This window comes from uncultured Actinomyces sp. (genome assembly GCA_900541895.1).
Lineage (GTDB): Bacteria > Actinomycetota > Actinomycetes > Actinomycetales > Actinomycetaceae > Pauljensenia.
In genome coordinates this window covers 16,002-41,349 of sequence record UWSI01000015.1, presented here as the reverse complement: position 1 = coordinate 41,349, position 25,348 = coordinate 16,002, and the positions used below count along the sequence as shown (strand labels likewise).

The following is a 25,348-nucleotide window of genomic DNA, read 5'->3' as shown; positions in this document are numbered from 1 at the left end:
TGTCATCACGCTTCACTGGATAATCGTTGCCGCCCTCGTCTAGCCGATCCCCAATGAAGAGCATGTCTTCTGGTGCGATTCCAGTGATTTCAACAAGCTTGCCCATCCCGTAGGCCTTATCGATTCCGTGACGCGTGATATCAACTGAAGTTGATCCTCCCCCACGGACCTCAAGGTCTGGAAGATCCCCTGCAACCGCATCGCGAAGAGCCCGCTTCTTGTCACCTGTCGGGTCCCACGCGCGCTTTGCCTCTAGAGGAGCTTTCTGCCCCAGCGCTGAGAAGGTAATCTGCGAACCTCGGTCCTCAATGATTTCTCCCCAAGGATGGGATTCCCATACCCCTTGCTCACGCGCATGGCGTTCGAGCGACGCGATTGCGCGCTCACGCTGCTCTGTAGTCAGGTCATTGGCATAGACCTGTTCCCACTGAGCATCCCGCTCATCCCAACGGTAGTAGCGCGTCCCGCAGGTGGGCATGAGATGCAAGTTCTTTAATTGAGAAGAAGAAGCGCCGAGGTTGTCCAGTAGCTGGGTGCGAAACTGTCCAAACTCTCCGCCAGAGATCACGCACACTGGGACACAGTCGAGCAGTGCACGAAGTTGATTGGCCATCGGCTCCGGAAGTGCAGACTTCGACGGTGCCAGGGTGTCATCAAGATCAAAGGCGACGAGGCGCACATCTTCCCCTATCGTGTCGGAACTTCGGCCTTTTGCGAAGCAAGAGTTTCATGCTCCTCATCGCCATCCGGAGTTGGCAGGATTCTGAGCATAACCATGGATGCAACAAGCCCTCCCCATACCAGAAGGATCGTCACAATCATCATGATGATAGCAGCGGGGTTCATGCGATCTCCTTAGATGTTGACGAGGTGCTTGAGCGCTGAGGATGCGACCATGGCATCAGGGTAACGATTGCGGATGCCAGGAGCGCGAAACCGACAGATCCCCACCCGAAGATGTTCACAAGATACCCGGCATAGCCGCCGTATCCTTCACTGATACTTGAAATCACTGAGGTCACCATCATGAATGCCAGTACCAGGGGAATGACGATACCAACGAGGTAGTCCCATACGGGAGGAATCGACGGCGCTGAAACAGAGTTAAGGTGCGTACGCAGACCCCGAAGCCTGGGGCGCACGAGTGCGCTGTAGAGCGCCATGGCAATCGCGCACCCAACAACTCCCACATTGTTGATGAAGTTATCAACGATATCCAAGGTATTCAGACCAGAACGTGTCGCAAAAAGCGCCAAAGAAATAATCGTTGTTGGAATTCCCATGACGAGCGAAGCCTTCGCGGGGGTCAAGGCAAACTTATCTTGAATTGCACCAGAAACCACTTGCAAGAGCGAGAGCAAAGAGGTGACGCCTGCGAGGACAAGCGAAGAGAAGAACAGGACTCCGAAAAGCGGACCGCCCGGCATCATCGAAATAATCTTCGGGAAGGTCACGAAGGAAAGAATCGGACCGGTCAGTCCCTTCAACTCAGAAACAGCGATTCCTTGCGAATGCGCCATGAACCCCAGCGCTGAGAACACACCAATACCAGCAAGAATTTCGAAGGACGAGTTAGCAAAGCCAGCGACCAAAGCAGTTCCGGTAACGTTCGATTTCTTGTGGAGGTACGAGGCGTAGGTCAGCATGATTCCAAAGCCAACAGAGAGCGAGAAGAAGATCTGAGCGAACGCGGCGAGCCACACCTTGGGTTGAGCGAGGGAACTCCAATTAGGTGTGAAGAAAGCGCTCAGGCCTTCCAACGCACCGGGCAGAAAGAGCGCACGCACAACAAGAGCGAGGAAGAGGACAACCAGAAGAGGAAGAAAAATCTTATTGGCCTTTTCGACCCCTCGTGCGATGCCAAAAGAGGCAATGAGCAAAATGCAGGCCCATACCAAGACAAGCGGGATAGCAACTGCCGCTACCGGAGTCCACGAGAATTCATCAGAACCGACGGTTCCCAGGAAAGAAGAAAGGAAGAATGTCTTTGAATCCTCACCCCAGGCCTCGGTAATCGAATAGACGACGTAGCTTCCCGACCACGCAACAACTGCGGCGTAGTAGGTAATAATCACGAAGCAAATGAAGACGCACAACCAACCAAGGAACTCTCCCTTGGCGTTCATACGGCGGAAGGCCCAGGGAGGGGTTCCACGGAACTTATGGCCGACGGCGTACTCGAGCCAAAGGATCGGGATACCGGCGAAAAGCAGAGCAACGAGATAGGGAACGAGGAACGCTCCCCCGCCATTGGTGTATGCAACACCTGGGAATCGCCAGATATTACCCAATCCGATCGCGGAACCGATAGCCGCCACTAAAAAGCCAGTTTGGCTGGTCCATGTGTCGCGCGTGCGACGTTTCGCAGGAGATGCTGCCGTGCTCATGTAAACGTTCCTTCCTAATACAGGCCCAAACCTAGTAACGTCTCAGGAGACGAGCAATACTTTTCCACTATGCGAAACGGACTCGCCAGGATCGATACACCCACGCACCAATAAAAACGAGCGTAACAACGCAGACAATTGATGCTCCCGCCGGAAGATCCAAAGACCAGGAGAGGTAAATACCACACAGCGAACTCAGCACACCGATGACGAGCGCACTTGCGATCATCGCTCCCAGCGAATTTGTCAGAAGCCGAGCACTTGCGGCGGGGGTAATGAGCAGGGCAAGAACCAAAATGTTGCCAATGATCTGGACGGAGATCACGACAGCGCCGGCAACACTGATATAGACCAAAAGATCCAGAGCCATCACCGGCAATCCAGCTACTCGAGCGCTTTCTCGATCAAGACTCACCGCAACGACCTCTTTGTAAAAGAAGGCAAAGACCCCAACGATCAGTGCAGATGCAAGCAGCACAAAAGGTACTTCAGAAGCAGGGATACCTGTCAGTGAGCCAAAGAGGAAGTCTTGAAGAGAACCAGCATATCCCGGCGCCCACGAGATGATGACCAGTCCCAAACCAAAGGCCCCAACGAAAAGAACACCAATGATTGAGTCTTCCTTCAAACGCCTATTTTGGGAAAGAAGTGCAACGAGCACAGCAGTACCCACACCGGCAAGCGTTCCTCCCAATACCAGGGAACCTGAACATACAAAAGCGATTGCAAGACCGGGGAAAACCGAGTGAGCGACGGCATCTCCAATGAAAGACATCCCGCGCAGGACAACATGACAGCCAACAACCGCGCATACGCAGGCAGCAACGCAGGTAACAAGAATCGCACGGGGTAAGAATGCCAATGCCGGATTCGTCAGATCACGAAAAAAGTCAATGATACTCAGCACTTAGATCACCCCAAGGACCTTGAGCAACGGATTCGACGGGCGAATATCAAAGGTGCGCATCCACACCTGAGGATCGCGAATTTCTTCCGGCTTCCCCGAGGCGACAACAGTCGAGTTCAGCAAGAACAGTTGATCACAGGCATCAATGGCCCCAAGAATGTCGTGGGTTGTCATGAGGATGGCACAACCACTGAGAGCGAGCCTTCGGAAGACATCCATCAGGCTTTCTTGAGTCGGCATATCCAGTCCGGTAAAGGGTTCATCCAATAGAAGCAATCGTGGACGTAAAGCAAGAGCCCTTGCCACCAGCACACGCTGACGTTGGCCACCCGAGAGCTCCCCGATCACTCGATCTCCGAGCTGCGCTAGGCCAACCTGATGCAGTGCCTCTTCGACGGCGCGATGGTCGTCGATCTTAGCCCGACGCCCCCATCCGATCCGGCGAGCTCGCGCGCTAAGGACTGCTTGACGGATGCTGATAGGAAAATCCCAGGCGAACTCATGACGCTGCGGAACATAACCGACTGATCGAGGCTGAAGCGGGAGGCCCATTGACGTAATGTGAGTCGAGCGAGAGGGAATCACGCCGAGTATTGCGCGCAAGAGAGTCGTCTTTCCAGCACCATTGGGGCCAATGAGCGCACAGAACTCACCGGGAGCAACAGAGAGCGAGAGCGATTTAAGTACCTCACGCCCAGGGTAGGACACGTCCAAGCCACTGATATCGAGTGCTGAAACCGAATTCTCAGTATCCATCAGACATCACTTTCCGCGCCGAAATCACGAAGAACATCCTCGCGTGCTTCCTCAATCTGCTTTTTTGACTTCTTTGTTCGATGGGAAACGACGATAAAGGCAAGCACGCCCAAAGCCAGGCAGATCGCTCCATAGATCAAATACTCACTATTTCCGCCTTGTTCACGCGGTTCCTGCGGCTTGGCAGTGTCCGACCCCTCTTTCGACGAGGCCGCGAGCGCGTTTGGCGTGAGCGCGCGGGCTTCTTCAACCTTTACCCCATCGCCAACAACGAATCGGAGAGTATCCGAAACACATTGCGGTGTTTCTTTGTCCCCAAAGCACCAGCGCACGCTCAGTGCGTAAGCTCCCGGAGCAGAAAACGCCCAATTCGCGTGAACGTGTGTATTAGCTTCAACCCAGATATCTGATTGGGAGGAGGCAGACGAGTCATACAAGACTGTCGGCGCCCCGAAAGCCCCGTCTTGCAGGAAAAGCCAGGCTTTACCGGGTCCTTGAAGGTTCCCCAGAGTCATCGTTGCACCACTGCCCATGACCTTAATGAGTTCCGGGTCTTGAGTGTTCCATCCCAGCCAAACAACGCGAGGGTTTTGAGTCTGGGGAATTACCCAGTATGACTCTCCCTCGTGTGCGTGCAGGAACGAATAGCTGGGGTCTGAGGGAACCTGAAGCTTGCCAGAATCGCTCACACGAAAGACAAGAGTGTGCAAAGGGCGCCAGATCGGTGTCTCTCCTGAGTCATCACGTGCCAGAATTTCCGGTTTCGAATCAACAATCTTTGGACCCAAGTCAACGTGACCGCGTTCAATTGTGGCTTCTTCGCGCACCACCTGTTCTGAGGAGTCGACGTGCTGAGTGAGAGGATCATCCGCGAATGCTGGCAGTAGAACAGCGACACTCACAGCAATACCGACAAAAAGCGCTGAGAGACCCCGCGCCATATTGAACGCACTCATCCTCTTCATCATGTGTGATCCTTTCCCAAACACTGCGACAGTGAGCGAGCATTTGCTTTCATCATGTCGATATACGTCGATGCATCATCATCCAAAGTGTCGCCATATAGCCCGCAGACTCGAACACCGTTTTCTTCTGCAACTTGTGCGATCACAGGGTGACGGTTGCGCTTTTGCGGTTCCAAGAAAACCGCGGAAATTTTCATGTTCTTCAGGGTTTCAGCGATGCGTTTACGATCTGCAATCGAAGCCTCGCTTCCGTCCTGAGCACTCAGGTAACCAGCGATTTCAAAGTCATAGGCGCGCGCAAGATAGGCATAGGCATCGTGCGTAGTGACGAGCTTCCGGTCAAGTGGATTAATCCCCGCAATCGTCTGCGAAACCTCGCGATCAGTCTCATCAAGTTTCGCGATATAGGCCGAGGCGTTGGCTGCGTATTGCGCACTATGCTCGGGATCGCGTGTTGATAACGCATTCTCTATAACTCGCACATAGGCCTGCGCATTATGAATGTCATGCCACGCATGTGGATCAATATCACCGTGGACATGTTTACCAAGCACAGCCTGGGGCAGAACATAGGCCTGCCCATCACCTGAGCCGATAAACTCCCATCCCCGGCCTTTGGGAATCTCACGCAAAGTACGTGAGGGAACATCAATCAGCACTCGCTCGATATTCAAAGAGGCAAGAGTTGAAGGTAGACCGTTGCTCTCCTCCACACCTTCGCGTAGTGGTGCACCCTCAGGTACTCCACCGTCTTTTTCTCGGTCAACCATCAGGGTTAACGCGTTAGACTTCAGGTCCACGGTGATGTCGCTGTGGCCTCGTCGCAAAAGAAAGAGACCACGTTCCCGGGCAACTTTCTCTGAATCAATTCCCACTGCAAAAGTCACCTGCGAGGCAGGAAGCTCTATAGGTTCAGATCCGGGAGCGATACGCAGGCGGGCACGTAGATGCAGCGTGTAGACACCGGGCTGAGTAAAGACCCAACTCATATGTTGGTGCGCTCCGACAGGCAGAATCGAAGTATCTGTCTGCCAATTATTACCGGCGTTAAAACCATCTCGAGAAGCAAAGGCAATCTCGGGACTTCCAAAACTCGTTGTGATGTAAGCACATGCCTGTCCTGGCCCCTCAACATCAGTGACAGAGAGTTCAACCTGGGACGAGCGCTTTGCTTCACTCTGGCTGCCATCGCCGTAGACTCGCATTCCAAGCCAGGGCGTGTCTAGGGAGCGATCTTCGACAAGAGGAATCAAGCTGCCGCCAAACTTTGCGCTTTCTTCCGCCAGTGACAGTGAAATAGCATCCTTGGGAAGATTCGCATCGAGCGCGCGAATCACCGAATGGTCTTCGAGCATCAGGTAGTTTGTAACAGCGATATCCGCATAGGCAATATCGCGAATTCCCCTGAGGCTCAGCTCCCAAGAATGCGGATCTGCACCGTTGGGAATCAGCTGGTGAACATCAACGTAATCACCACCGACATTTCGTGCTAAATCAGCCAAGATCCCCGTTGTCGCGACAATGCTCGGGCGCTGTGATGCGGCATCGAGATGTGGTGCGCAGCCTCCAGATACTGCAGCAAGTACGCATGTAAGGGCTACTCCTGCAATTCGTGCAATCTTCACTGCCTCACCCGCATGCGAGTCGAGGCAAGGATGCACCCACATCCCATGAGGAGGGCCGCAAGGATTATGGGAGCGAGCTCTGTTGCGCCCGCACCCGTTGATGCCAGGCTGCACGGTTGTCCCGAGGCCGTGCGGCCGACGATTGCGTATACCAGAGGACGTCCGTGTTCCCCTGTGCCACCGGCCGCGATCAAGGATCCAGCCGTTCCACTCCCACTTCCGCGCAAGTCCTCGCCACGAGGCGAGACATTCATAGCGATCGTCAGTTGGTAGGAGCCTGGCTCAGTAAAGACCCAGTTTTGGTGCGCATGAGTGTTGGCAGACAGGGTATAGCTCGTTCCTGCGCCGTCAAAAACGTGAGTGCCGATTCCCGCACCTAGGCTTCCCGACTCAAATACTGCGACATTTCCGGGGCCTTGAACATCAAGGAGAGAGAAACGGACCTGCCCGCTGGTTTCAGTGACGATTTCTTCGCGTTGCGAATTCATTCCAAGCCACGGGACACCTCGAATCTGGGTAGCGGGAATCATCCACACATCTTGCCCGGTAGCCGCTGCATAGCTCAGAGCTTCGGGAGCCTTGATCTTTGCCTTATCTCCCAGCGCAAAGGTCATTGATGCGGGATCTTTCCACACCGCGGGCACAGATCGGTCATCTTTAATTCGAGCAACTAACTGACCGTTTTCGATCGCGGGTCCCAGATCAAAGTGACCGTCAGTAATTCCATCTTCGCTACCAACCTGAACGTTCAGGGTCGTGATTGCCTGATTTGGAGTTTCGCTATCGCTGCGGATACGTGAGACTTCATCCTCGTTTGCTTCGCGAGTAATCCGGGTGGGGATACAGCGCTCAGCACCTACGCGCTGGGGCGCATCACGCGTGAGCGATTCTTCTTCGTCACCAGCTGGGATTTCTTCAACCGCTGGGGGAAGCACCCCGCCGCTTAGGACAGGTGAGTTTTGCGGGCCCGAGACCCCTTGGGAGCCTCCTACCTCAATGAGGTACGTGGCGCTACGTGTCGTTTCAAAAGAACCGTCATTTCGATACGCACGCGCTTGAACGCTCAGCTCATAGCTTCCTGCTTGAGAAAACACCCAATTTGCATGCGTGTGTGAAAGATAATCTTGAGCAATTGTTGAGCCATGTGGATCTAGCTCAAATCCCCCCGAGCGCAGTCGCGAACTACGACCCGAAAGGAAGTCTTCGGTCCACAGTGAAATACGTCCTCCGTTGGGATGGGTATAGCTGACATCAAATTCAACGCGTTCAAATCCTGCTGGCGCGAGAGAGAGAACATCCCATCCGGGCCACGGCAAAGTTGGATCTTGAGTTTGTGGAAGGAAGTATCCACTTCCCCCAGGGACAATCTCTTGGGGAAGAGAATGCTTGAGTGCCGAGGAAGGAATGATCAGGCGAAGTTCCTCAGCTTCGTGTTGGACTCCCGATCCGGTGACATCTTCCATCACCTTCAATACGGGCAGTCCCAAATCATCAAGCGTCATGTAGAAGAGGTCAATGTGCCCATGGTCAAGAACAAGACGGCGCTCGCCAAAGTTCGCGCGCGGAGCCGCTTGGGTGGGCGCACTCATCGACGAGGCCACTGAAGCTTCGCGAGCCTCTTTGGCCTCTGGGAGCACCGCTGCCCCCTCACTTTGTGCCGATTCTCGATTGTGCTCGTTCTTTGGGGTCGAGAGATCAGCGCTCTGCGTGGACTTTTCCACCTGGGACTGGGGAGCTTCAATGCTCGCGCTAAACTCAGCCTCGGCAACGAGACGAGGCTCCTGCCCCGGGATTAGTTCCTGAAGGCGAAGGCGCAGTGAGCGAATACCTAGCTCAGCAAAACGTGCATGCAGGGGGTGAGCTGCGAAGTCCTCTCCCTTGGCCTCGAGGACAAATCCTCGGAAGAATTCCTCGGTTCCGTCGATCTCTTCTTCAAACGCAGCTCCACGGCCGAGATGTTCGTGGGATTCAAAACCAAGTGAGTGCGGAGCAATATTTTCCACATCTGCAGTGCCTGTTCGTGCGCTTAATTCAACGGAATAGCGCGAATCCAGCGTAAAGACAGAAGGGTTGAGGTTAATATCGAGCTCATATCCCCCATCGATATCGCGATCTGTGTCACGAGCGACCGGGGTCGTTCGAAGTCGAAGCGCGCCATCATGAAGGGGAAATTCTTCCCGATTTTCTCCAGTAGTACACAGAGACTTCAGCGCCTCATTGTTATCCCCCAGGCACGTCGAGACTTGAAGATTATCGCTTAACAGGTGCTTGTCTTGGGAGGAGGAAAGAGCCTCCGCTTGAGTCGGGGCTGGAAGAAGAATCCACGCACTCATCACCGCAACAGTGATCAATAGCGAAAACAGGGCACGTGTAGTCCTGCGGCACAAAAATGACATGACCAACTCTCTAGAATGATAATCGTTCTCATTCCCATTAAAGAGGGTGGTCACGCCTCAAGTCAAATGGACCGCCTGGCTCTAGTTAAATCCCAACACCCACTGAGAAATGTGATAACCAGCCATAATCACTCCGCGTCCCGCCTTTGAGCGCATCCCAATCAGTCGTCCAAGCAGATCCTTACGTACTGCGTCATAGGCTTCCGGCTTCTTCGTTTGAAGCTGTACCCAGAGCTCATCCTTACGGGCGACATTCTCCTCAGTTCCCGAGCGCAACAGCATCACAGTGCAGATGACGCAGTTGATACGCAGATAATGGACAAGATAGCGGTACAGATGAGGCGGAACCTCATCAGGAGCTGGAATCGCATCAACCATCGCCGCATTCACCCGCAGCAATTGATCAACACGCGAAATCATGACCTGCTCGTTGACCGATTGATCATCACGTCCAATGAAATAGCGGTAAAGATCAACATCGAGATACTCAAAAGTACGGACATCAATAACCGGGACAAAAGAGTAAATGAAATCAACATAGAAGGTGTGCTCAGGAAGCACCAGACCAGAGCGACGCACCAAATCTGTCCGCAAGATTAAGGCATGCATCATCAGATACTGGTCATAGCGACAACGACGAATCTCATCCCAAGAGATCACGCGATCCCTAGGCATCACATTCCCGTAGCGGATCACTGCTTTATGGCTCTTCCCCTGCTTCTCATACACATAATTGGCAAGCAAAAGATCCAAGGGCTCACCCTGAGCTTCGCGAAGCTCCAAGCGCTCAAGAGCACGCTTAAGCGCTAAGCGATCCAACCAATCATCTGCATCGAGAATTTTAAGGTAGCGCCCTCGAGCTCCCGAAATACCAGCATTAACAGCACCACCGTGGCCAGCATTCTCCTGATGAATGACACGGATATGATCTGGATCCGATTGGACCAATCCATCAGCAATCGCAGCCGTGGCGTCGGTTGATCCATCATTAACGATGAGCACCTCAACCTGGTCAAATCCACGCACTGAAGAAACGGCACGATCAAGGTATTCCTGAGCGTTATACGAAGGAATAACAACGGTGAGCACAAAACTTGGTTCCACCTGTTGAATGATAGTGCATGAAGCGCTATTTCTGAGCGAAAGATTATGAAAACATGGCCATTTTCGGGCTATCCTTGACCTAAGGGCTAATTCGCAATGGGGAGGCAATTATGAGCCAAGCACAAGAAATCCTGAATGCACTGGGGGGCTGGGACAACCTGACCGACCTTCAGCATTGCATCACCCGAATCCGCGTTGATTTTAAAGATGATTCGAAGATCGACGAGGCCGGGTTGCGCAAGGCCGGCGCTTTCGGTGTCGTAGTCGTTGGCTCACACGCACAGATCATCATGGGGCCGCAGGCAGAGGAAATCGCAGAGGAAATCAACACGCTGAAGTGAGTCTTCAGCTCCTCTCCCCCACCCCTGGAATCCTGCGAAACCTAGTCGAGCTCTCAGATCAAGTTTTCGCCCAAGAGATCATGGGGCCGGGTTTCGCGATTTCCCCCGACGAGGTTGACACTCTCAACATACTCGCGCCCATAGATGGGACGCTCACTCATCAGCTTCCTCATGCCTGTGCTCTTTCAACGCCTGATGGCCTGAGCATTTTGATACATGCGGGGATCGACACAGTACTACTCAAAGGCGAGGGCTTTTCAACCCACTATCAACGAGGACAGTTCGTTCATGCTGGAGACCCGCTCATTACATGGGATCTTCGTCCAGCACGCCAAGCAGGATATGACCTTGACGTTGTTGTGATTGCAATGCAACCGCCACAGACACTTTGCGAACTCTTAACCGTACCCGGTTCACGCCTAGATACTATGGTGCCCTGCGCACTTGTACGCAGGGCACCAAAAAGTAGCTAATTTCTAGCGAATGTAGCGATCCACACTGGTCAAGAATCGCTTAACACGCTCACAATGCGCCATGTCGTCAATCAAGACTTCTTTGCCATTAAACGCATGAAGTGGAACGCACCAATTCGGATACTCGGCATTGGTACCCGGTAGGTTCTGCGGCAATTTCTCACCAACAACGTCCACCAAAGAAACAGCCAAAAGAAGTGCAGGAGATGCAGCAAGGTAGGCGTGCATCGCAAGAAGTAGTTCTTCATCACTGGGGTGATCTTCGTGAATGAAGCCACCTTCTTTCAGGCGCGAGACCATTCGTTCACGCTCGATGCGATCCGCATCGCGAACCTGATCGAGGTCCTCAACCAAGAGTCCCAACTTATGGCGCAGTTCGGTGTGAGCACCTTCTAGATATCCCAATGTCGGAGGCAAGTCATGCGTTGTTACTGCCGCAAGGCACGATCGACGGTAGTGATCCGGCCAGAGGGGCCATCCACTGCCTTCCTTCTCAAACCACAGAACGGAAGTACCCAAGATTCCACGATCATTGAGATAACCGCGAACCCAAGGCTCAACGGTTCCCAAATCTTCGCCAATGACGACCGCGCCGGCCCGCTGGGCCTCGAGCAGCACAATGCCCACCATGGCCTCGTGATCATAGGACACGTAGGCACCGGCCTGCGCACCCATCCCTTCAGGGATCCACCACAAACGGAAGAGACCAAGGATATGGTCAATACGCACTGCACCCGCGTACGAGAGCACAGAGCGCAACATATCCCGAAGTGGTGCATAGCCCATTTGTGCAAGGGAGCGAGGTGACCACGGAGGCTGCGCCCAATTTTGTCCCTGCTGAGAGTACATATCCGGAGGCGCCCCAACGCTCATACCAGGAGCGAAGGCATCCGGCATCGACCAAATTTCCGAGCCTTTTGAGTGCACTCCCACCGCAAGGTCAGACATGATCCCCATATCCATTCCCATGCGACGAGCATCGTCTTGAGCGCGGATCAGCTGGTCAAAAACGATCCACTGGCACCACTGCCAAAACTCGATTTCAGAGGCGAGACGCTGACGCGCTTGTTCGACACCCGGAGCATCAATCGAGGAGTAGCGCTGTGGAAGGTCAATATCGCCATTTTCAAAGACCAAAGCGGACCACAGGGCAAAATTCTCTAAAGACTCCCCGCCTTGAGCACAAAAGCGTTCAAACTGCGCCTGACGGCTAATCGATCGAGGGAGTTCAAAAATCTTACGCAGCGCTTTGAGCTTTGATTTCCATGAGAGGTCACGGTCGACAACATCCTCATGACTACGGGACGCATGCGCGTAGCGTGTAATTACCCCTCGATCCTTGCTGTCCATGTGCACATACTCATCGATGGCTTCAGGACGAATGTAGAGGGGGCTGGCCCAGCGACGCGACACGGGAAGGTAAGGCGAATTCTCCTGCGGGAATCCCGGCTGCGGGGCATGTAGAGGATTGATTTGCAGGAAGTTTGCACCATCACGCGCAACAATCGCAGCTAGATCCGCCAGGTCCTGCGTATCCCCCATTCCCCAAGAGCCGCTTGAGCGGGTCGAATACAGTTGAGCCGCAACTCCCCAGCGCTTGTGGCCATCATCGAGGCGGCTGGAAAGTCTCTGAGGGACAACAACCAAGGTTGACGAGTATTCACTTCCATCTTCGTGACGTGCAACAATCCGATGCCATCCAAGAGGTAGCCAATTCGGAATTTTAAACGTGGCACGCCCAATCAGATTACCGTCGACCATCCGCGGCGGAATCCAACGGTCAAGCTGCCCAAGCTCATGATGCTGTCCGTCTTCAGTCTCAACGTGGCACCAGACGCCCATCCCGTGAGGAACGTGAACAGGGATCTCCGCCTCGTTTCCCTGGCGACACACTGTAGTGGGAGGAAGGGGTGCCAACCAGACAAGATCTTCATTGTGACGAAAAGCTTCATCAATTTCACTCTGCGAAGGTTCTGTAGAGAGCGAGAAACCCAACGAATTTAACACTGCAACAAGGGAGACATCTTCAACGTGCTTCCAGTTCCCATACCAATCCCAGAAACCGGTAGAGACCCCCACGGTCTCAGCGAGTTCACGCAGGCGTTCTGTTACCGTCTGACTTGCCATAAGGTCCCCTCTGAAATACAGCAATGCCCTTCTATTTTATGGGCTAAAGAAGAGCAGGTGAGACCGATCTTTGTGTGCCAGCAGACACATCCTGCGGTAGACACAGGTGAAGCATCTGCAAGGCGATCTTTCCAGCCCCTGCTCCGAGAACAATTTGGATCACGTGTCCCGAACGCACAACTGCGAGAACTTCAGGAAGACGAAGGCCCATGTCATCAACCTTTTCAGGCGACTTCACTTCAATCCGAATACGCAGCATGCACGGTTCAATATCTTGGATATTTAATGCTCCCCCCAGAGACTCGAGAAGAAGCGCTGCCGTTTCCACGCCTAATTCCCTTTCAGAAACAAGTGACCTATCACTCACAATATATACGAGCGAAGCAATTTGGTGCAATACGTCACTTTCTGCAACTTGTGATACAGAAATGCACTGCTATTTAGACGCAAAATTAGAGACAATATAGCCATGACTACGCCGCTGCCTATTCCCGCAATTTCGACTGAACCGGTCGCTTCAGTCTTAAGAATTCTCAGCCTGCAGGAAAACGGCGATGATTCGTTTATTGCACGTTCACTCCCCCAAGTACGCAGGGTTTACGGCGGCCAGGTTTTGGCACAAGGACTGCTGGCAGCAAGCGCAACTGTCCCAATTGAGAGGCTCCCCCATTCTCTCCACGCTTATTTTGTTCGAGGTGGAGATCCTGAAAATACATTCAGCCTAGACGTCACACGTGTTCTTGATGGCCGGTCATTTTCCAACCGTTCCGTATCTTGCTTCCAAGACACTCGCGAAATTCTCACAATGAGTGTCTCATTCCAAGGCCTCGAAGCTGCGCCCTCCTATTCCCCCGATGCGCCTGAGGTACCTGCCGCGAGTGAGTGTCGATCAGCATTAGAGATCTTCCGTCTAATGGATCATCCCGTTGGCAAATTCCTTGGGAAAACTGCTGCCTTCGACGTACGTCATATCGGCCAGAGTCTCTACACAAAAGCAGACCCACACAAGCTTCCAACGCAGAGACTGTGGATGAAGCCTCGAGCCGAGGTTCCCGCCGAAACAACTCAGCACGTTCATCGTGCGCTTCTTACCTATGTCGTCGACCAAGTGATGCTAGAACCTGCGCTACGTGTTCTGGGAATGTCATGGATGACCCCCGGACTGGTTGCCGCATCTTTAGATCATGCGATGTGGTTCCATCACGATGTTGACATTAATGACTGGCTTCTCTTCGACCAGCGCTGCACCCAAGTCGTGAACGGCCGAGTCCTGGTCGAATGCTCAATCTTCACCGAGGCGGGCGTCCTTGTTGCCCACGCTACTCAAGAAGCGATGCTCCGCGTTCCTAGTGAAGGGCACACTTCAAGCCACTGGGGATTTGGCGTTGATCCCAAGACTGGCAAACCAATGAGTGGAATGGCATAGGGCTAGCAGCCACAGGCACCGGCACACGCACAGCCAACGGCAGAAACTACACGGATTTGTTTATTGTCTGACTTTAAAAACCGTGGGAGGGGGCGGCTAAGCCGTCCCCTCCTACTGAGTTTTAATCCTAGGATCAGTCGCGAGTGAGCTTACGGTGCGTCACGCGGTGAGGCGCTGCTGCATCCAAGCCCAAACGTTCGATCTTGTTCTTCTCATAGGACTCGAAGTTACCTTCAAACCAGTACCACGAGGCAGGGTTCTCTTCGGTTCCCTCCCACGCAAGGATGTGGGTTGCCACACGGTCAAGGAACCAGCGATCGTGGGTGATGACCACCGCACAACCGGGGAATTCCAGAAGCGCGTTTTCCAAAGAGGACAGAGTTTCAACATCGAGGTCGTTGGTCGGTTCGTCCAGCAGCAAGAGGTTTCCCCCCTGCTTCAAAGTGAGCGCGAGATTCAGTCGGTTACGCTCACCACCGGAAAGAACACCCGCAGGCTTCTGCTGGTCTGCACCCTTGAAGCCAAAGGCAGAAACATAAGCACGCGAGGGCATTTCGACATTGCCCACCTGAATGTAGTCCAAGCCGTCAGAGACAACTTCCCACAGAGTCTTGTTGGGATCAATACCCGCGCGGTTCTGGTCGACATAGCTGAGCTTGACGGTTTCACCGATGGTGAGCTCTCCTCCGTCGAGAGATTCAAGACCAACAATGGTCTTGAACAGAGTGGTCTTACCCACGCCGTTAGGACCAATCACACCGACAATACCGTTTCGCGGCAGCGAGAACGACAGGCCATTGATCAAAACGCGATCCCCAAAACCCTTCTTAAGGTTTGTCGCCTCGATGACGATGTTACCCAAGCGGGGCCCCGGCGGAATCTGGATCTCTTCGAAGTCAAGCTTTCGACTGCGTTCGGCCTCGGCAGCCATTTCTTCGTAGCGCTCCAGACGCGCCTTTGACTTTGCCTGGCGTCCCTTAGGACTGGTTCGAACCCATTCAAGTTCTTCCTTCAGACGCTTAGCGAGCTTGGCATCCTTCTGGCCCTGAATCTGGAGACGCTTTTCCTTCGTCTCCAAGTACGTCGAGTAGTTACCTTCGTAGGGGTACAGGTGACCGCGGTCAACTTCAGCAATCCACTGTGCAACGTGGTCGAGGAAGTAGCGATCGTGGGTCACAGCGATCACTGCGCCCGGGTAGGTCGACAGGTGCTTTTCCAACCAGAGCACTGACTCGGCATCCAGGTGGTTTGTTGGTTCGTCAAGAAGCAGAAGATCGGGAGCCTCGATAAGCAAACGACACAGAGCTACTCGGCGTCGTTCACCACCGGAAAGGACACTGACAGGCTGATCCGGCGGCGGGCATCGCAATGCATCCATCGCTTGCTCGAGCTGAGAATCGATATCCCACGCATTGAGAGCATCAATTTCTGTTTGAAGCTTGCCCATCTCTTCCATGAGGGCATCGAAATCGGCGTCGGGATTGGCCATTTCTTCAGAGATTTCATTGAAACGGGCGAGCTTGGCAAAGGTATCAGCCGCACCCATACGCACGTTCTCAAGAACAGTCTTGGAATCATCCAATTCGGGCTCCTGCATGAGGATTCCGACGGTGTAACCGGGGCTCAGGCGCGCCTCGCCATTACTGGGCTCATCCAAGCCAGCCATAATTTTGAGGATCGAGGATTTGCCGGCACCGTTAGGTCCGACCATACCGATCTTCGCACCCGGGTAGAAAGCCATGGTGACATCGTCAAGGATGACTTTGTCACCAATGGCTTTACGAGCCTTAATCATTTGGTAGATGAACTCCGCCATGGATACTCCGTTCAGGATCACGTGACATAACGCCGGCTATGCGGCAGACCCCTTAATGCTAAGGCACGGCGCGTGTTTTTGACATCTACGAAGACTATGCTGCGTCGCTTTCATCGGCTGATTGCAAGTTCTCCCAGCGATCATGAGTCAGATCATCGTCTTGTGCCAGAATATGTTGACTTTCAGGAGAAACCTGCTCTGATTCTTCGGTATCCGCCGCAAACTCTTGTGCTGGAGCAGTTGAAGACTCGGTGACATTGTTACTTGGATGTTGAGGTTTGAGGGCAACAGCCGGACCGAACACCAAATCGATCCCCATAAAACTGGCGTTAATGACCAGTTCGCTCCGGACCTGCTGATCTGGACCTAACCACCCGCGAGCACTGGGTCGCCCACACACAATCACGGGAGTCCCCTTCTGGACACTTCGCGCAATATTTTGCGCTAAACGATCCCATACACACACTGTGTACCACTTCGGCTCACGCTCTTCGTATTGGCCTGCATCCGTGATGCGCCACTGCGGAGCAGCCATCCGAAAGCGCAAGCCTTTAGTTCCATTTTGCGCACTCATACTGCTCAGATCCGAGCCGATCCGACCTCGAAGAACAACGCTTCCTTGGTTATCCATTATTTGTCCTTTCCTTATAGCCCCCAACATGGGGATGCATCCACTGTGCAGGGGAAGAGGAGCTAAAGAAAGACCGGTAGCAGCGTCTGTGGAAAACGCCGATACCGGCACATTCTGTGGATAACTTTGGTGATTAGTCCTCTTTTTCGCCAACCTTTGGAATCCCAAGTTCAACCACTTCATGCGCAACCTCACGTGCGTGTTCGCGAGTAATTGGCTCATGCGGGAAAAGAACTCGGCGATAGTATTCAAGTTCTTGGATTGACTCAAGGATGTCTGCCAAGGCGCGGTGTCCGCCGTGCTTGACGGGAGCTTCCTCAAAAGCCTTTCGATACCAGCGCTTAGCCAATTCCTTAATCGAGGAAACATCAACCAGACGGTAGTGGAGGTGATCAATCACCAAGGGCATATTGGCTTCAAGGAACATCTTGTCTGTCCCCACTGAGTTTCCTGCAAGCAGTGCCTTTTTCGGGGTGGGAACAAAACGTCGGATATAGTCAAGAACCTGCTTCTGAGCATCCTCCATAGTGGTTCCGGAAGGGAGCTCATCCAAGAGGCCGGATGACGTGTGCATCTGGCGAACAAAATCATTCATTCCCTCCAAGGCTTCAGCCGGAGGGGTAATCAAGACGTCAATACCGGGATCGACAATATTGAGATCCGCATCGGTAATCACAACTGCTACTTCGATCAAAGCATCACGAGTGACATCCAATCCAGTCATCTCGCAATCGATCCATACCAATGGTTCTTTCAAATCACTCACAGCTTTAAGTGTAAGCGCATGAATAGGATTTCACTGTCCGGCTTCTCAAAGTCCGCACCACTTCACTGAGCTACGATAAACCTGACTACGACACTAGGAGTACGCATGACAACGGACCAGTTTCCTCTTTCTCCTGATCTCATCGCTCAGGCTTCAGACATTCTGAGTGAGGTCGTAGAGAAAACACCGGTCATGCTTTCAGAGCGACTCAGCGACCTTATCGGCGTATCGGTCTACCTCAAGCGCGAGGATATGCAAAAGTGCCGTTCTTTTAAGGTACGCGGCGCCTATTTCCGAATGAGTACCCTGAGCGAAGAAGAACGCCGCAGAGGTGTTGTCTGCGCATCCGCAGGTAATCACGCACAAGGCCTGGCCTATGCGTGCGCGCAGCTCAAGGTGCGAGGAACCATCTACCTTCCCTCGAACACACCCAAGCAGAAGCGCCAGCGCATTGAAACCATTGGTGGCGACTGGGTGGAACAAGTCATTGTCGATGGAACATTCGACCGTGCCAATGCGCAGGCTCAAGAGGCCGCGCGTCATTCGGGACGCACCTACGTACATCCCTACGATGACCCCTGCACCATTGCCGGTCAGGGCACAATCGCTGTTGAATTGGAAGAGCAGGTGCTTTCCGAGGCAGCGGCAGTTTTGGTCCCAGTCGGTGGCGGTGGCTTGCTCTCGGGTATCGCAACATGGATCCGTTCACGTTTCCCCGATATCAAGATCTACGGCGTTGAGCCTACAGGAGCCGCCTCTATGGCCGCAGCAATGGAAGCGGACCAAATTATCTCCTTGCCCACTGTTGATCCATTCGTTGACGGAACCGCCGTTGGGCGTGCTGGCGAGCTTCCGTACTCGATTGTTAAGGAGCTGGTCGACGATATTTTGGTTGTTCCCGAAGGGGCTGTCTGTACGGAGATGCTTGATCTGTACCATTCCGACGGCGTGATCGCGGAACCGGCAGGCGCATTGGCCTCTGCTGCGGCACGCATGTATTTCTCCGATGCAGAGCAACGCAATGAACTTTTGGGAGGAAAAGAAGGAGCGATTGTCGCAATTGTTTCCGGTGGAAATAACGATATGACGCGCTACGCGGAAATCATGGAACGTTCACTGCGACATGAGGGCCTGCGTCACTACTTCCTCGTCACTTTCCCCCAACAGCCCGGTGCGCTTCGCAGCTTCCTCGAAGATGTTTTGGGGCCTGGAGACGACATTGTTCACTTCGAGTACACGAAGAAAAACAACCGTGATTCGGGACCGGCATTGGTCGGCATCGACTTGGCTGATCGAGAAGATATTACAGGTTTGCGTGCACGCATGGAGGCTTCTCCCCTCCACGTTGAAGAGCTGCGTCCCGACTCTGAAATTTATCGTTTGGTGATCTAAGCATTACACCCTCAACACCCGGCAGGATCTCAGGGAAACACCCTCCTAGCCGGGTGTTTTTATGCTGCAAGGGTATGGACTCGGGTATTGCTGACGCGGACGCTAGGAGTCGAGTTGAAGCGATAGCCCTGGCCACGCAAGGTCGAGATGAGATCAGCTTCCGGAAGCTTGGTACGAAGGCGACGGATGTGCGCATCGATAGTGCGAGTTTGGGATTCAAGACCTTCGCCGTACCATACCGATTCCAGCAGTTCTTCTCGGGAAACGATTTCATCGGCATGTGCTGCAAGGTAGGCCAAGAGTTCGTATTCCCTGTTGGAGAGCTTGACCGAATTCCCGTACACCTCTAGGCGACGGTGATCAAGATCGATATGCGTTGATGCCGGTGAGAGCTTCAGTCCTGCCAAAATATTGAGGAATTCCTCGAAAGAAGTGGAAGCAGACGAAGTGACGGTTTCAGGGGTGTAAACAAGAGCCATGATGTATCCAAACTATTTTGGTACCGCACATACCACAGTCAGCGTGGTTCCTTAAGCGGTAGCGATTGACGGGTTGAAAGGTCAATCACATACACATTCGCGAGCACATGGAGCCGCACATGGGGCGGCAGGTCATGGTCGCGTGAAAAGTCATGGCTTCAGTCTATCGAATGATACAGATGTGTCAAAACGAAAGAATGTGAGGGTGGAAACACGGGAACCACACCCGCATTTCCACCCTCACACACAGGCAGACTACTCAGTTCGCAAGCTGCTGACGAACAATCCGAGTCGCCTCAACAAGGTTCTTCAAGGACTCTTCGGTCTCCGCATAGCCTCGGGTCTTCAGGCCACAGTCAGGGTTCGACCACAAGTTACGCAGCTCAATCGAGTCAGCAGCCAAGGTCAAGAGCTCGGTGAGTTCCTCAACCGAAGGCACACGTGGCGAGTGGATATCCCAGACACCGGGTCCAACGCCATGGCTGAAGCCTTGTTCTGCAAGCTCAGGAAGGACCTCCATGCGCGAACGTGCAGCCTCAATTGAGGTGACATCCGCATCCAGTCCCAAGATCGCATCAAGAATTTGACCAAACTCCGAGTAGCACAGGTGAGTGTGAATCTGAGTATCAGGACGCACTCCGGCAGTTGCTAGACGGAAGGAGTCCACAGCCCACTTGAGGTAATCAGCGTGACGGGCCTGATCCAAAGGAAGCAGTTCACGCAGTGCTGGCTCATCGACCTGAACAACAGCAATTCCGGCGTCCTGAAGATCGGTGACCTCGTCGCGCAGAGCCAGACCGATCTGATCAGCAACCTCCGCCAAGGGCAAATCATTGCGCGGGAAGGACCATGCGATGATCGTGACGGGACCAGTCAACATGCCCTTTACCGGGTGATCAGTCAGCGACTGCGCGTAACGCGCCCATTCAACAGTCATGGCGTGAGGACGGACAACATCCCCCCACAGGATCGACGGACGGGTGCATCGCGAACCATAAGACTGGACCCAACCGTTCTTCGTTGCGGCGAAACCTTCAAGCTGTTCAGCAAAGTACTGAACCATATCGTTACGCTCTGCTTCGCCGTGGACCAGAACATCCAGCCCAAGGTTTTCCTGAAGGCGAATCACTGACTCAATCTCTTCACGCATACGCTGCGCGTAGTCTTCGTCAGAGAGCTCACCCTTGGCCCAAGCGGCACGGGCACGACGAATTTCCTTCGTCTGAGGGAAGGAACCAATAGTAGTGGTCGGAATGAGGGGCAGACCAAGACGCTCGCGCTGAAGCTCATCGCGGACTGCAAAGTCTTCACGCTCACGATCGGCCTCGGTCAAGCGCGCGACGCGCTCACGCAACTCGGGGCGAACCACGCCGGGTGCAGCTGCTCGCTGAGCAAGAACCTCTCGGGTTGCTTCAACGGCCTCGGAAATAGAATCCCAGCCATTGTTCACACCGCGAGCGAGGGTGACAACCTCCCCGACCTTCTGGTCTGCGAAGGCCAGCCATGCGTGAAGGTTCGCGTCGAGTACGGGGTCATCCCACTTCTCCAGTGCGGTGTCATGGGGTACGTGCTGCAAAGAGGTCGAGGTCGAAACGGCGAGCGATGCGGGATTCAATGCTTTGGCTGCATCAAGGCGAGCGATCGCGCTCTCCAAATCGGTTCGCCAGATGTTACGGCCGTCAACAACACCAGCAACCAGAGCGACCTTGGACAGGTCAACTGAGCCGGCCTCGGGAAGAGAACCACGGCACAGATCCAGTCCCAGGGCCTCGATGCCGGTGGAGGCAAGAGCGGCTGCAGCCTGTGCGCCATTGCCATAACCGATGGCCGCGAAGATTGCGGGACGCTTCTCGAGCTTGGCAAGGGCAGCAAAAACGCGAGTCGAGTACTCAATAAGAGTCGCGCGCTCAACGTGGAGGTTATCGGAAGCAAGCGCATGCTCATCGATCTGGACCCAAGGTGCTCCTGCCTCGGCAAGCTGGGCAAGAACCTCAGAGTAGGCCGCAACGACGTCATCAAGGCGTTCGAAGGGGTTGTAATCCGGAGTCGCCTCATCAGCCTTCGCAACAGCAAGGAAGGTCACGGGACCAACGAGAACCGGGCGAACGATGGTGCCCTCTTCCTTTGCTGAAAGGAAACGATCGACGATGGTGTGATCAGCGAAAGAAATCGGCGTATCGGGGCCAATCTCAGGAACCAAGTGGTGGTAGTTCGTATCGAACCACTTGGTCATTTCCAGCGGGGCAACCTGCGCATTGCCGCGAGCCAGGGCAAAGTGCAGATCCAGTCCTTCGAAGGAACGGTAGCGCTCGGGAACCGCGCCCAGAAGCGTAATCGCATCCAGAACCTGGTCGTAGAGCGCGAAAGTTTCAGGGATCGACGCATCATCTTTGCCGAGGCCGAGCTGGGCGAGGCGGTCATGCGTCGTCTTGCGGAGCTGGGCTTCCGTCGCGCGGAGCTCATCGGCGGAGATACGGCCCGCCCAGTAGGCTTCGAGCGCCTTCTTCAGCTCGCGGCCACGACCGATGCGCGGGTAACCCAAGATGGTCGCCGTAGGGAATTGAGTCATTTAGTTATCCTTTTTCATCGTGAAATGGACGGGTCAACACTGGCTTGCAGAAACAAGGCCTGCAGCATCGAGCACATCGAGTGCAGGAGCCGCTTTATTGAAGGTATACATGTGGATTCCGGGAGCACCAGAATCATGCAGGTCGCGAGCAAGACGACCTCCGATTTCGACTCCCATGGAATACATTTCTTGTGGTGAGGATGCTGACTCGAGCTTGCGACGAAGGTATTCGGGGAATACAACTCCGGTCAGTTCGGTCATGCGGTTTACTCGCCGAATATCGGTTGGCGGCAAAATTCCCGGCACGATGGGAATCGTCACGCCATTGGAACGTGCCTTCTCAAGGAAGTTCACATAGGGGTCGACTTCCCAGAAAAGTTGAGTGATCGCAAAGGAGGCACCCGCAGATTGCTTCACCAGAAGGCGCTCAACCTCTTGGGTCGGCGAAGTTCCTGCCGCGGGATTACCCGCGGGAAAAGTGGCAACCGCAATCGTCAAAGGTTTGAAAGCGGCGCGCAAGGCTGCACCGGGATACTGCGCACAGCGAGCAGCCTCAATCGAACGAATCAAGGTCACAAGCTCAGTTGCCGAGGATACTCCCCCGGGAGAGGGCTGCCAATCTGGACGCCCCACCGGCGGATCACCACGAAGAGCAAGGAAGGTTCGAACACCTGCATTGAGATAATCGGTGACGACTTCGCTCACTTCACTGGGAGTCGTTCCCACACAGGTAAGGTGAGCGATTGGTTGAACCGGGCTGTCCTTCACAAGCTTACGCACAACGCCTCGCGCACTGTCGCGATCCTGACCTGCAGCACCATAGGTCACCGAAAGAAAATCGGGAGAGACTGACAGCAAGCGCTCAACGGTTTGCCAAAACGGCTTAACGAGGCTCTCTTTGCGAGGCGGCATGACCTCGAAAGACAGAGTGGTCAGATCAGAAGAACAGTCAGAAGGCTGAGACATACATTTCCTTGAAAGATTGGCGCTATACGCGCCCCGGCAGCTGATTACGGTTCAGTTGCACATTCGTGAGCGAATTGACCCCACGGGGCCTCCAAGGCCAGACATTCTTTCAAGCATGAAGCCATTATCTAGTGTTTCCCACGTTTGCGCACACGCGGCCCACAACTTGGGAAAGTGTGACGGGCGACGACATGTACACTATGAAGGTCTGATCGCACTGCGGCAGGCATGCCTCCGTAGCTCAATGGATAGAGCAAGGGCCTTCTAATCCCGAGGTTGCAGGTTCGAATCCTGTCGGGGGCGCACAATGAAATTCTTTTAAATTTCCTACCTGTATAGGATTTTAGGCCTACAATCTGGCTACGGACCCCCACAGGCACCGATGCAGGAGTAGCCATGTTCTTATCAGTGAGCGCAAGTTTTACACCGTCGACAACGGCGATTGGCTCAAATGTTTTTATGACAGCACTTGCCGGGATCCTCCCCCTCCTGCTGTTCTTTGTCCTTCTTGGCGCATTCAAGGTGAAAACGCACTGGTGTGCTCTGATCTCATTGATTGCTGCCATTTTGATCGCAGTTGTTGGCTTCAAGATGCCCGTCACTCTAAGCCTTCTTGCTGCGGGGCAAGGAATTGTCTTCGCGCTCATCCCGATCATCTACATCATCATTGCCGCGGTGTGGTTGTACAACCTCACCGAGGTTTCGGGACGTTCTAAAGATCTCCGTGCTGTCTTCAATACGATCGGCAAGGGCGACATTCGAGTTCAGGCTCTCATCGTTGCTTTCTCTTTCTGTGGTCTTCTTGAGGGCTTAGCCGGATTCGGTGCCCCCGTCGCGATCGTCGCCGCAATGCTCGTTTCTCTAGGCCTTCGCCCCGTCAAGGCGGCTGTCGTAACGATCGTCGGTAACGCGATCAATGTCGGTTTCGGCGCTATGGCTATTCCCGCAACTACTGCCGGCCGACTGGGCGGACAAAACCCCCTGCTTGTTGCCGCTGACATGGGCCACCTTTCGTGGATCATCGCCTGCTTCGTGCCTCTGATCCTGCTGTGGATTCTCGATGGCGGCCGTGGCGTCGCCCAATTGTGGCCACTGGCATTAATTTCAGGAATCGCAACCGCCGTGGGGCATTTTGTCACGACCGGTTTCTCCTACGAACTCACCGCGGTTTTGGCTTCATTGATTGGTCTTGCGGCTTCTTACGTATTCCTTCTGGTCTGGACCCCAAAGACTCCGGACGAATATCGTTCCGATGACGCTCAGGAAGACCGCCCCGATGGCTCCCGCATCACTCTGGCGCTTCTCCCCTACGTCCTCGTCGTTGTCGTTATTGCACTGACCAAACTGTGGAAGATCGGGGTTGATATCGACAGCGTCTTTAAGGCAACCGACATTAAAATCCCTGTTCCCGGATTACACGGCGTCCTCGTCGACGCCAAAGGCCAGGCTGTGTCCTCTACCATCTACACCTTCCAATTCCTTTCCAACCCCGGAACATGGATTTTTGTCACCGCGATTGCCGTTGCTTTCATTTATGGAAGGACCAGCTCTGGTGGACGCTTCCCGATGACCTTCGGAAAGGGGATTGCGACCCTCTTCAAGACGATCTCAACCTTGAAGATTTCAATCCTCACAATCTGCTTGGTAATGGGGCTTGCGTACGTCATGAATATGTCTGGCCAGACCGGTGCAATCGGTGCGGCGCTTGCGACGACGGGTATTCTCTTCGCTTTCCTTTCCCCGATCTTAGGGTGGTTGGGAACGGCGGTCGCTGGTTCGGCAACAAGCGCTGGTGCGCTCTTCGCAAACCTGCAATCCACCGCCGCTCAAATCGCGGGCCTGGACCCTGCAACTTTGCTAGCTGGCAACACTATCGGTGGCGGCATCGGCAAGATTGTTTCCCCCCAGAACCTCACGATTGCAGCAACTGCAATTAACGAACCCGGAAGCGAAGCGGAGATCCTCAAGAAGGCAGCGCCATACTCGATCGCTCTCCTAGTTATCCTCTGCATTCTTATTTTCCTTGCATCGCAGGGGTACCTCGGTTCGTATATGCCTGACCCGGCCAGTTTTGCAAACTAAATCAACCCCAATTTGGGAGCGTCTTCGCTAATTCGATCATACGAATATGACGAATTAACCAAGTTTCAGCCCAATTGGGCGCCCCGTCAGACACGGAGTTTTCTGCGTTATTTCGCAGTTTTACTTCTTTTACCTGACGG

At 53.9% G+C, this 25,348-nt stretch carries 22 protein-coding genes and 1 tRNA gene; 6 read left to right on the top strand and 17 right to left on the bottom strand.

Annotated elements, in window-relative coordinates; translation table 11 throughout:
* The 9 genes from QZR18_RS05290 to QZR18_RS05250 form a co-directional block, all read right to left on the bottom strand.
* Positions 1-679, bottom strand: a 679-nt coding sequence (locus QZR18_RS05290; protein WP_295910581.1) for an HAD-IIB family hydrolase, incomplete at its 3' end; no start/stop codon positions are given.
* Positions 680-687: 8 nt separating this feature from the next.
* Positions 688-846 carry a methionine/alanine import family NSS transporter small subunit gene (locus QZR18_RS05285; RefSeq protein WP_291459311.1) on the bottom strand — a complete coding sequence of 53 codons (159 nt, stop codon included), beginning with the start codon at positions 844-846 and terminating at the stop codon, positions 688-690.
* Positions 843-2,387, bottom strand: coding sequence for a sodium-dependent transporter (locus QZR18_RS05280; protein ID WP_295910580.1), 1,545 nt, complete (start codon positions 2,385-2,387; stop codon positions 843-845). Before QZR18_RS05280 ends, QZR18_RS05285 begins: the two co-directional genes overlap by 4 nt.
* A gap of 67 nt (positions 2,388-2,454) precedes the next feature.
* The gene (locus QZR18_RS05275) at positions 2,455-3,294 is read right to left on the bottom strand and encodes an anchored repeat-type ABC transporter permease subunit (protein ID WP_295910578.1); all 840 of its coding nucleotides are present in this window, start codon (positions 3,292-3,294) and stop codon (positions 2,455-2,457) included.
* A complete protein-coding gene (locus tag QZR18_RS05270) occupies positions 3,295-4,050 on the bottom strand; it encodes an anchored repeat-type ABC transporter ATP-binding subunit (protein ID WP_295910577.1) in 756 nt (251 codons plus the stop codon).
* On the bottom strand, positions 4,050-5,018 hold the full coding sequence (locus QZR18_RS05265) for a choice-of-anchor M domain-containing protein (protein WP_295910576.1): 969 nt from the start codon (positions 5,016-5,018) through the stop codon (positions 4,050-4,052). The genes QZR18_RS05270 and QZR18_RS05265 overlap by 1 nt, the downstream gene beginning before the upstream one ends.
* Positions 5,015-6,640: an anchored repeat ABC transporter, substrate-binding protein gene (locus tag QZR18_RS05260; protein ID WP_295910575.1), complete on the bottom strand. Its 1,626-nt coding sequence runs from the start codon at positions 6,638-6,640 to the stop codon at positions 5,015-5,017. Before QZR18_RS05260 ends, QZR18_RS05265 begins: the two co-directional genes overlap by 4 nt.
* Complete coding sequence (locus tag QZR18_RS05255; protein ID WP_295910574.1) at positions 6,637-8,973, bottom strand: TIGR03773 family transporter-associated surface protein; 2,337 nt, start codon at positions 8,971-8,973, stop codon at positions 6,637-6,639. The genes QZR18_RS05260 and QZR18_RS05255 overlap by 4 nt, the downstream gene beginning before the upstream one ends.
* A 144-nt stretch (positions 8,974-9,117) precedes the next feature.
* Complete coding sequence (locus tag QZR18_RS05250) at positions 9,118-10,125, bottom strand: glycosyltransferase family 2 protein (protein WP_295910583.1); 1,008 nt, start codon at positions 10,123-10,125, stop codon at positions 9,118-9,120.
* A gap of 125 nt (positions 10,126-10,250) precedes the next feature.
* Here QZR18_RS05250 and QZR18_RS05245 point away from each other — a divergent pair, with 125 nt between their 5' ends.
* Positions 10,251-10,481, top strand: a complete 231-nt coding sequence (locus QZR18_RS05245; RefSeq protein WP_295910573.1) for a PTS glucose/sucrose transporter subunit IIB — start codon at positions 10,251-10,253, stop codon at positions 10,479-10,481.
* A complete protein-coding gene (locus QZR18_RS05240) occupies positions 10,478-10,954 on the top strand; it encodes a PTS glucose transporter subunit IIA (RefSeq protein ID WP_295910572.1) in 477 nt (158 codons plus the stop codon). Before QZR18_RS05245 ends, QZR18_RS05240 begins: the two co-directional genes overlap by 4 nt.
* A 3-nt stretch (positions 10,955-10,957) precedes the next feature.
* Here QZR18_RS05240 and malQ read toward each other — a convergent pair whose 3' ends face one another.
* Both malQ and QZR18_RS05230 read right to left on the bottom strand, forming a co-directional pair.
* On the bottom strand, positions 10,958-13,081 hold the full coding sequence (gene malQ / locus QZR18_RS05235; RefSeq protein ID WP_295910571.1) for a 4-alpha-glucanotransferase: 2,124 nt from the start codon (positions 13,079-13,081) through the stop codon (positions 10,958-10,960).
* 43 nt (positions 13,082-13,124) lie between these two features.
* The gene (locus tag QZR18_RS05230; protein WP_295910570.1) at positions 13,125-13,409 is read right to left on the bottom strand and encodes a PTS transporter subunit EIIB; all 285 of its coding nucleotides are present in this window, start codon (positions 13,407-13,409) and stop codon (positions 13,125-13,127) included.
* Between the two features lie 141 nt (positions 13,410-13,550).
* Here QZR18_RS05230 and QZR18_RS05225 point away from each other — a divergent pair, with 141 nt between their 5' ends.
* Positions 13,551-14,507, top strand: a complete 957-nt coding sequence (locus QZR18_RS05225; RefSeq protein WP_295910569.1) for an acyl-CoA thioesterase II — start codon at positions 13,551-13,553, stop codon at positions 14,505-14,507.
* A 133-nt stretch (positions 14,508-14,640) separates the two neighbouring features.
* Here the strand turns inward: QZR18_RS05225 and ettA are convergent, their stop codons facing one another.
* From ettA to orn, 3 genes are all read right to left on the bottom strand, one after another.
* A complete protein-coding gene (gene ettA / locus QZR18_RS05220) occupies positions 14,641-16,323 on the bottom strand; it encodes an energy-dependent translational throttle protein EttA (RefSeq protein WP_295910568.1) in 1,683 nt (560 codons plus the stop codon).
* 94 nt (positions 16,324-16,417) lie between these two features.
* Complete coding sequence (locus QZR18_RS05215; protein WP_295910567.1) at positions 16,418-16,954, bottom strand: single-stranded DNA-binding protein; 537 nt, start codon at positions 16,952-16,954, stop codon at positions 16,418-16,420.
* A 133-nt stretch (positions 16,955-17,087) separates the two neighbouring features.
* Positions 17,088-17,720: an oligoribonuclease gene (gene orn / locus QZR18_RS05210; protein ID WP_295910565.1), complete on the bottom strand. Its 633-nt coding sequence runs from the start codon at positions 17,718-17,720 to the stop codon at positions 17,088-17,090.
* A 105-nt stretch (positions 17,721-17,825) separates the two neighbouring features.
* On the opposite strand from orn, the gene ilvA reads away from it, so the two are divergent.
* A complete protein-coding gene (gene ilvA / locus QZR18_RS05205) occupies positions 17,826-19,112 on the top strand; it encodes a threonine ammonia-lyase IlvA (RefSeq protein WP_295910564.1) in 1,287 nt (428 codons plus the stop codon).
* Between the two features lie 59 nt (positions 19,113-19,171).
* Here ilvA and QZR18_RS05200 read toward each other — a convergent pair whose 3' ends face one another.
* The 3 genes from QZR18_RS05200 to QZR18_RS05190 form a co-directional block, all read right to left on the bottom strand.
* On the bottom strand, positions 19,172-19,591 hold the full coding sequence (locus QZR18_RS05200; RefSeq protein ID WP_295910563.1) for a winged helix-turn-helix domain-containing protein: 420 nt from the start codon (positions 19,589-19,591) through the stop codon (positions 19,172-19,174).
* Positions 19,592-19,850: 259 nt separating this feature from the next.
* The gene (gene metE / locus QZR18_RS05195; protein ID WP_295910561.1) at positions 19,851-22,160 is read right to left on the bottom strand and encodes a 5-methyltetrahydropteroyltriglutamate--homocysteine S-methyltransferase; all 2,310 of its coding nucleotides are present in this window, start codon (positions 22,158-22,160) and stop codon (positions 19,851-19,853) included.
* 33 nt (positions 22,161-22,193) lie between these two features.
* Positions 22,194-23,126 (bottom strand): methylenetetrahydrofolate reductase, encoded by a 933-nt coding sequence (locus QZR18_RS05190; RefSeq protein ID WP_295910559.1) that lies wholly within the window; start codon positions 23,124-23,126, stop codon positions 22,194-22,196.
* Between the two features lie 230 nt (positions 23,127-23,356).
* Here QZR18_RS05190 and QZR18_RS05185 point away from each other — a divergent pair.
* A tRNA-Arg gene (locus tag QZR18_RS05185) sits at positions 23,357-23,429 on the top strand.
* Positions 23,430-23,522: 93 nt separating this feature from the next.
* A complete protein-coding gene (locus tag QZR18_RS05180; RefSeq protein ID WP_295910558.1) occupies positions 23,523-25,208 on the top strand; it encodes an L-lactate permease in 1,686 nt (561 codons plus the stop codon).
* Positions 25,209-25,348 lie beyond the last annotated feature (140 nt).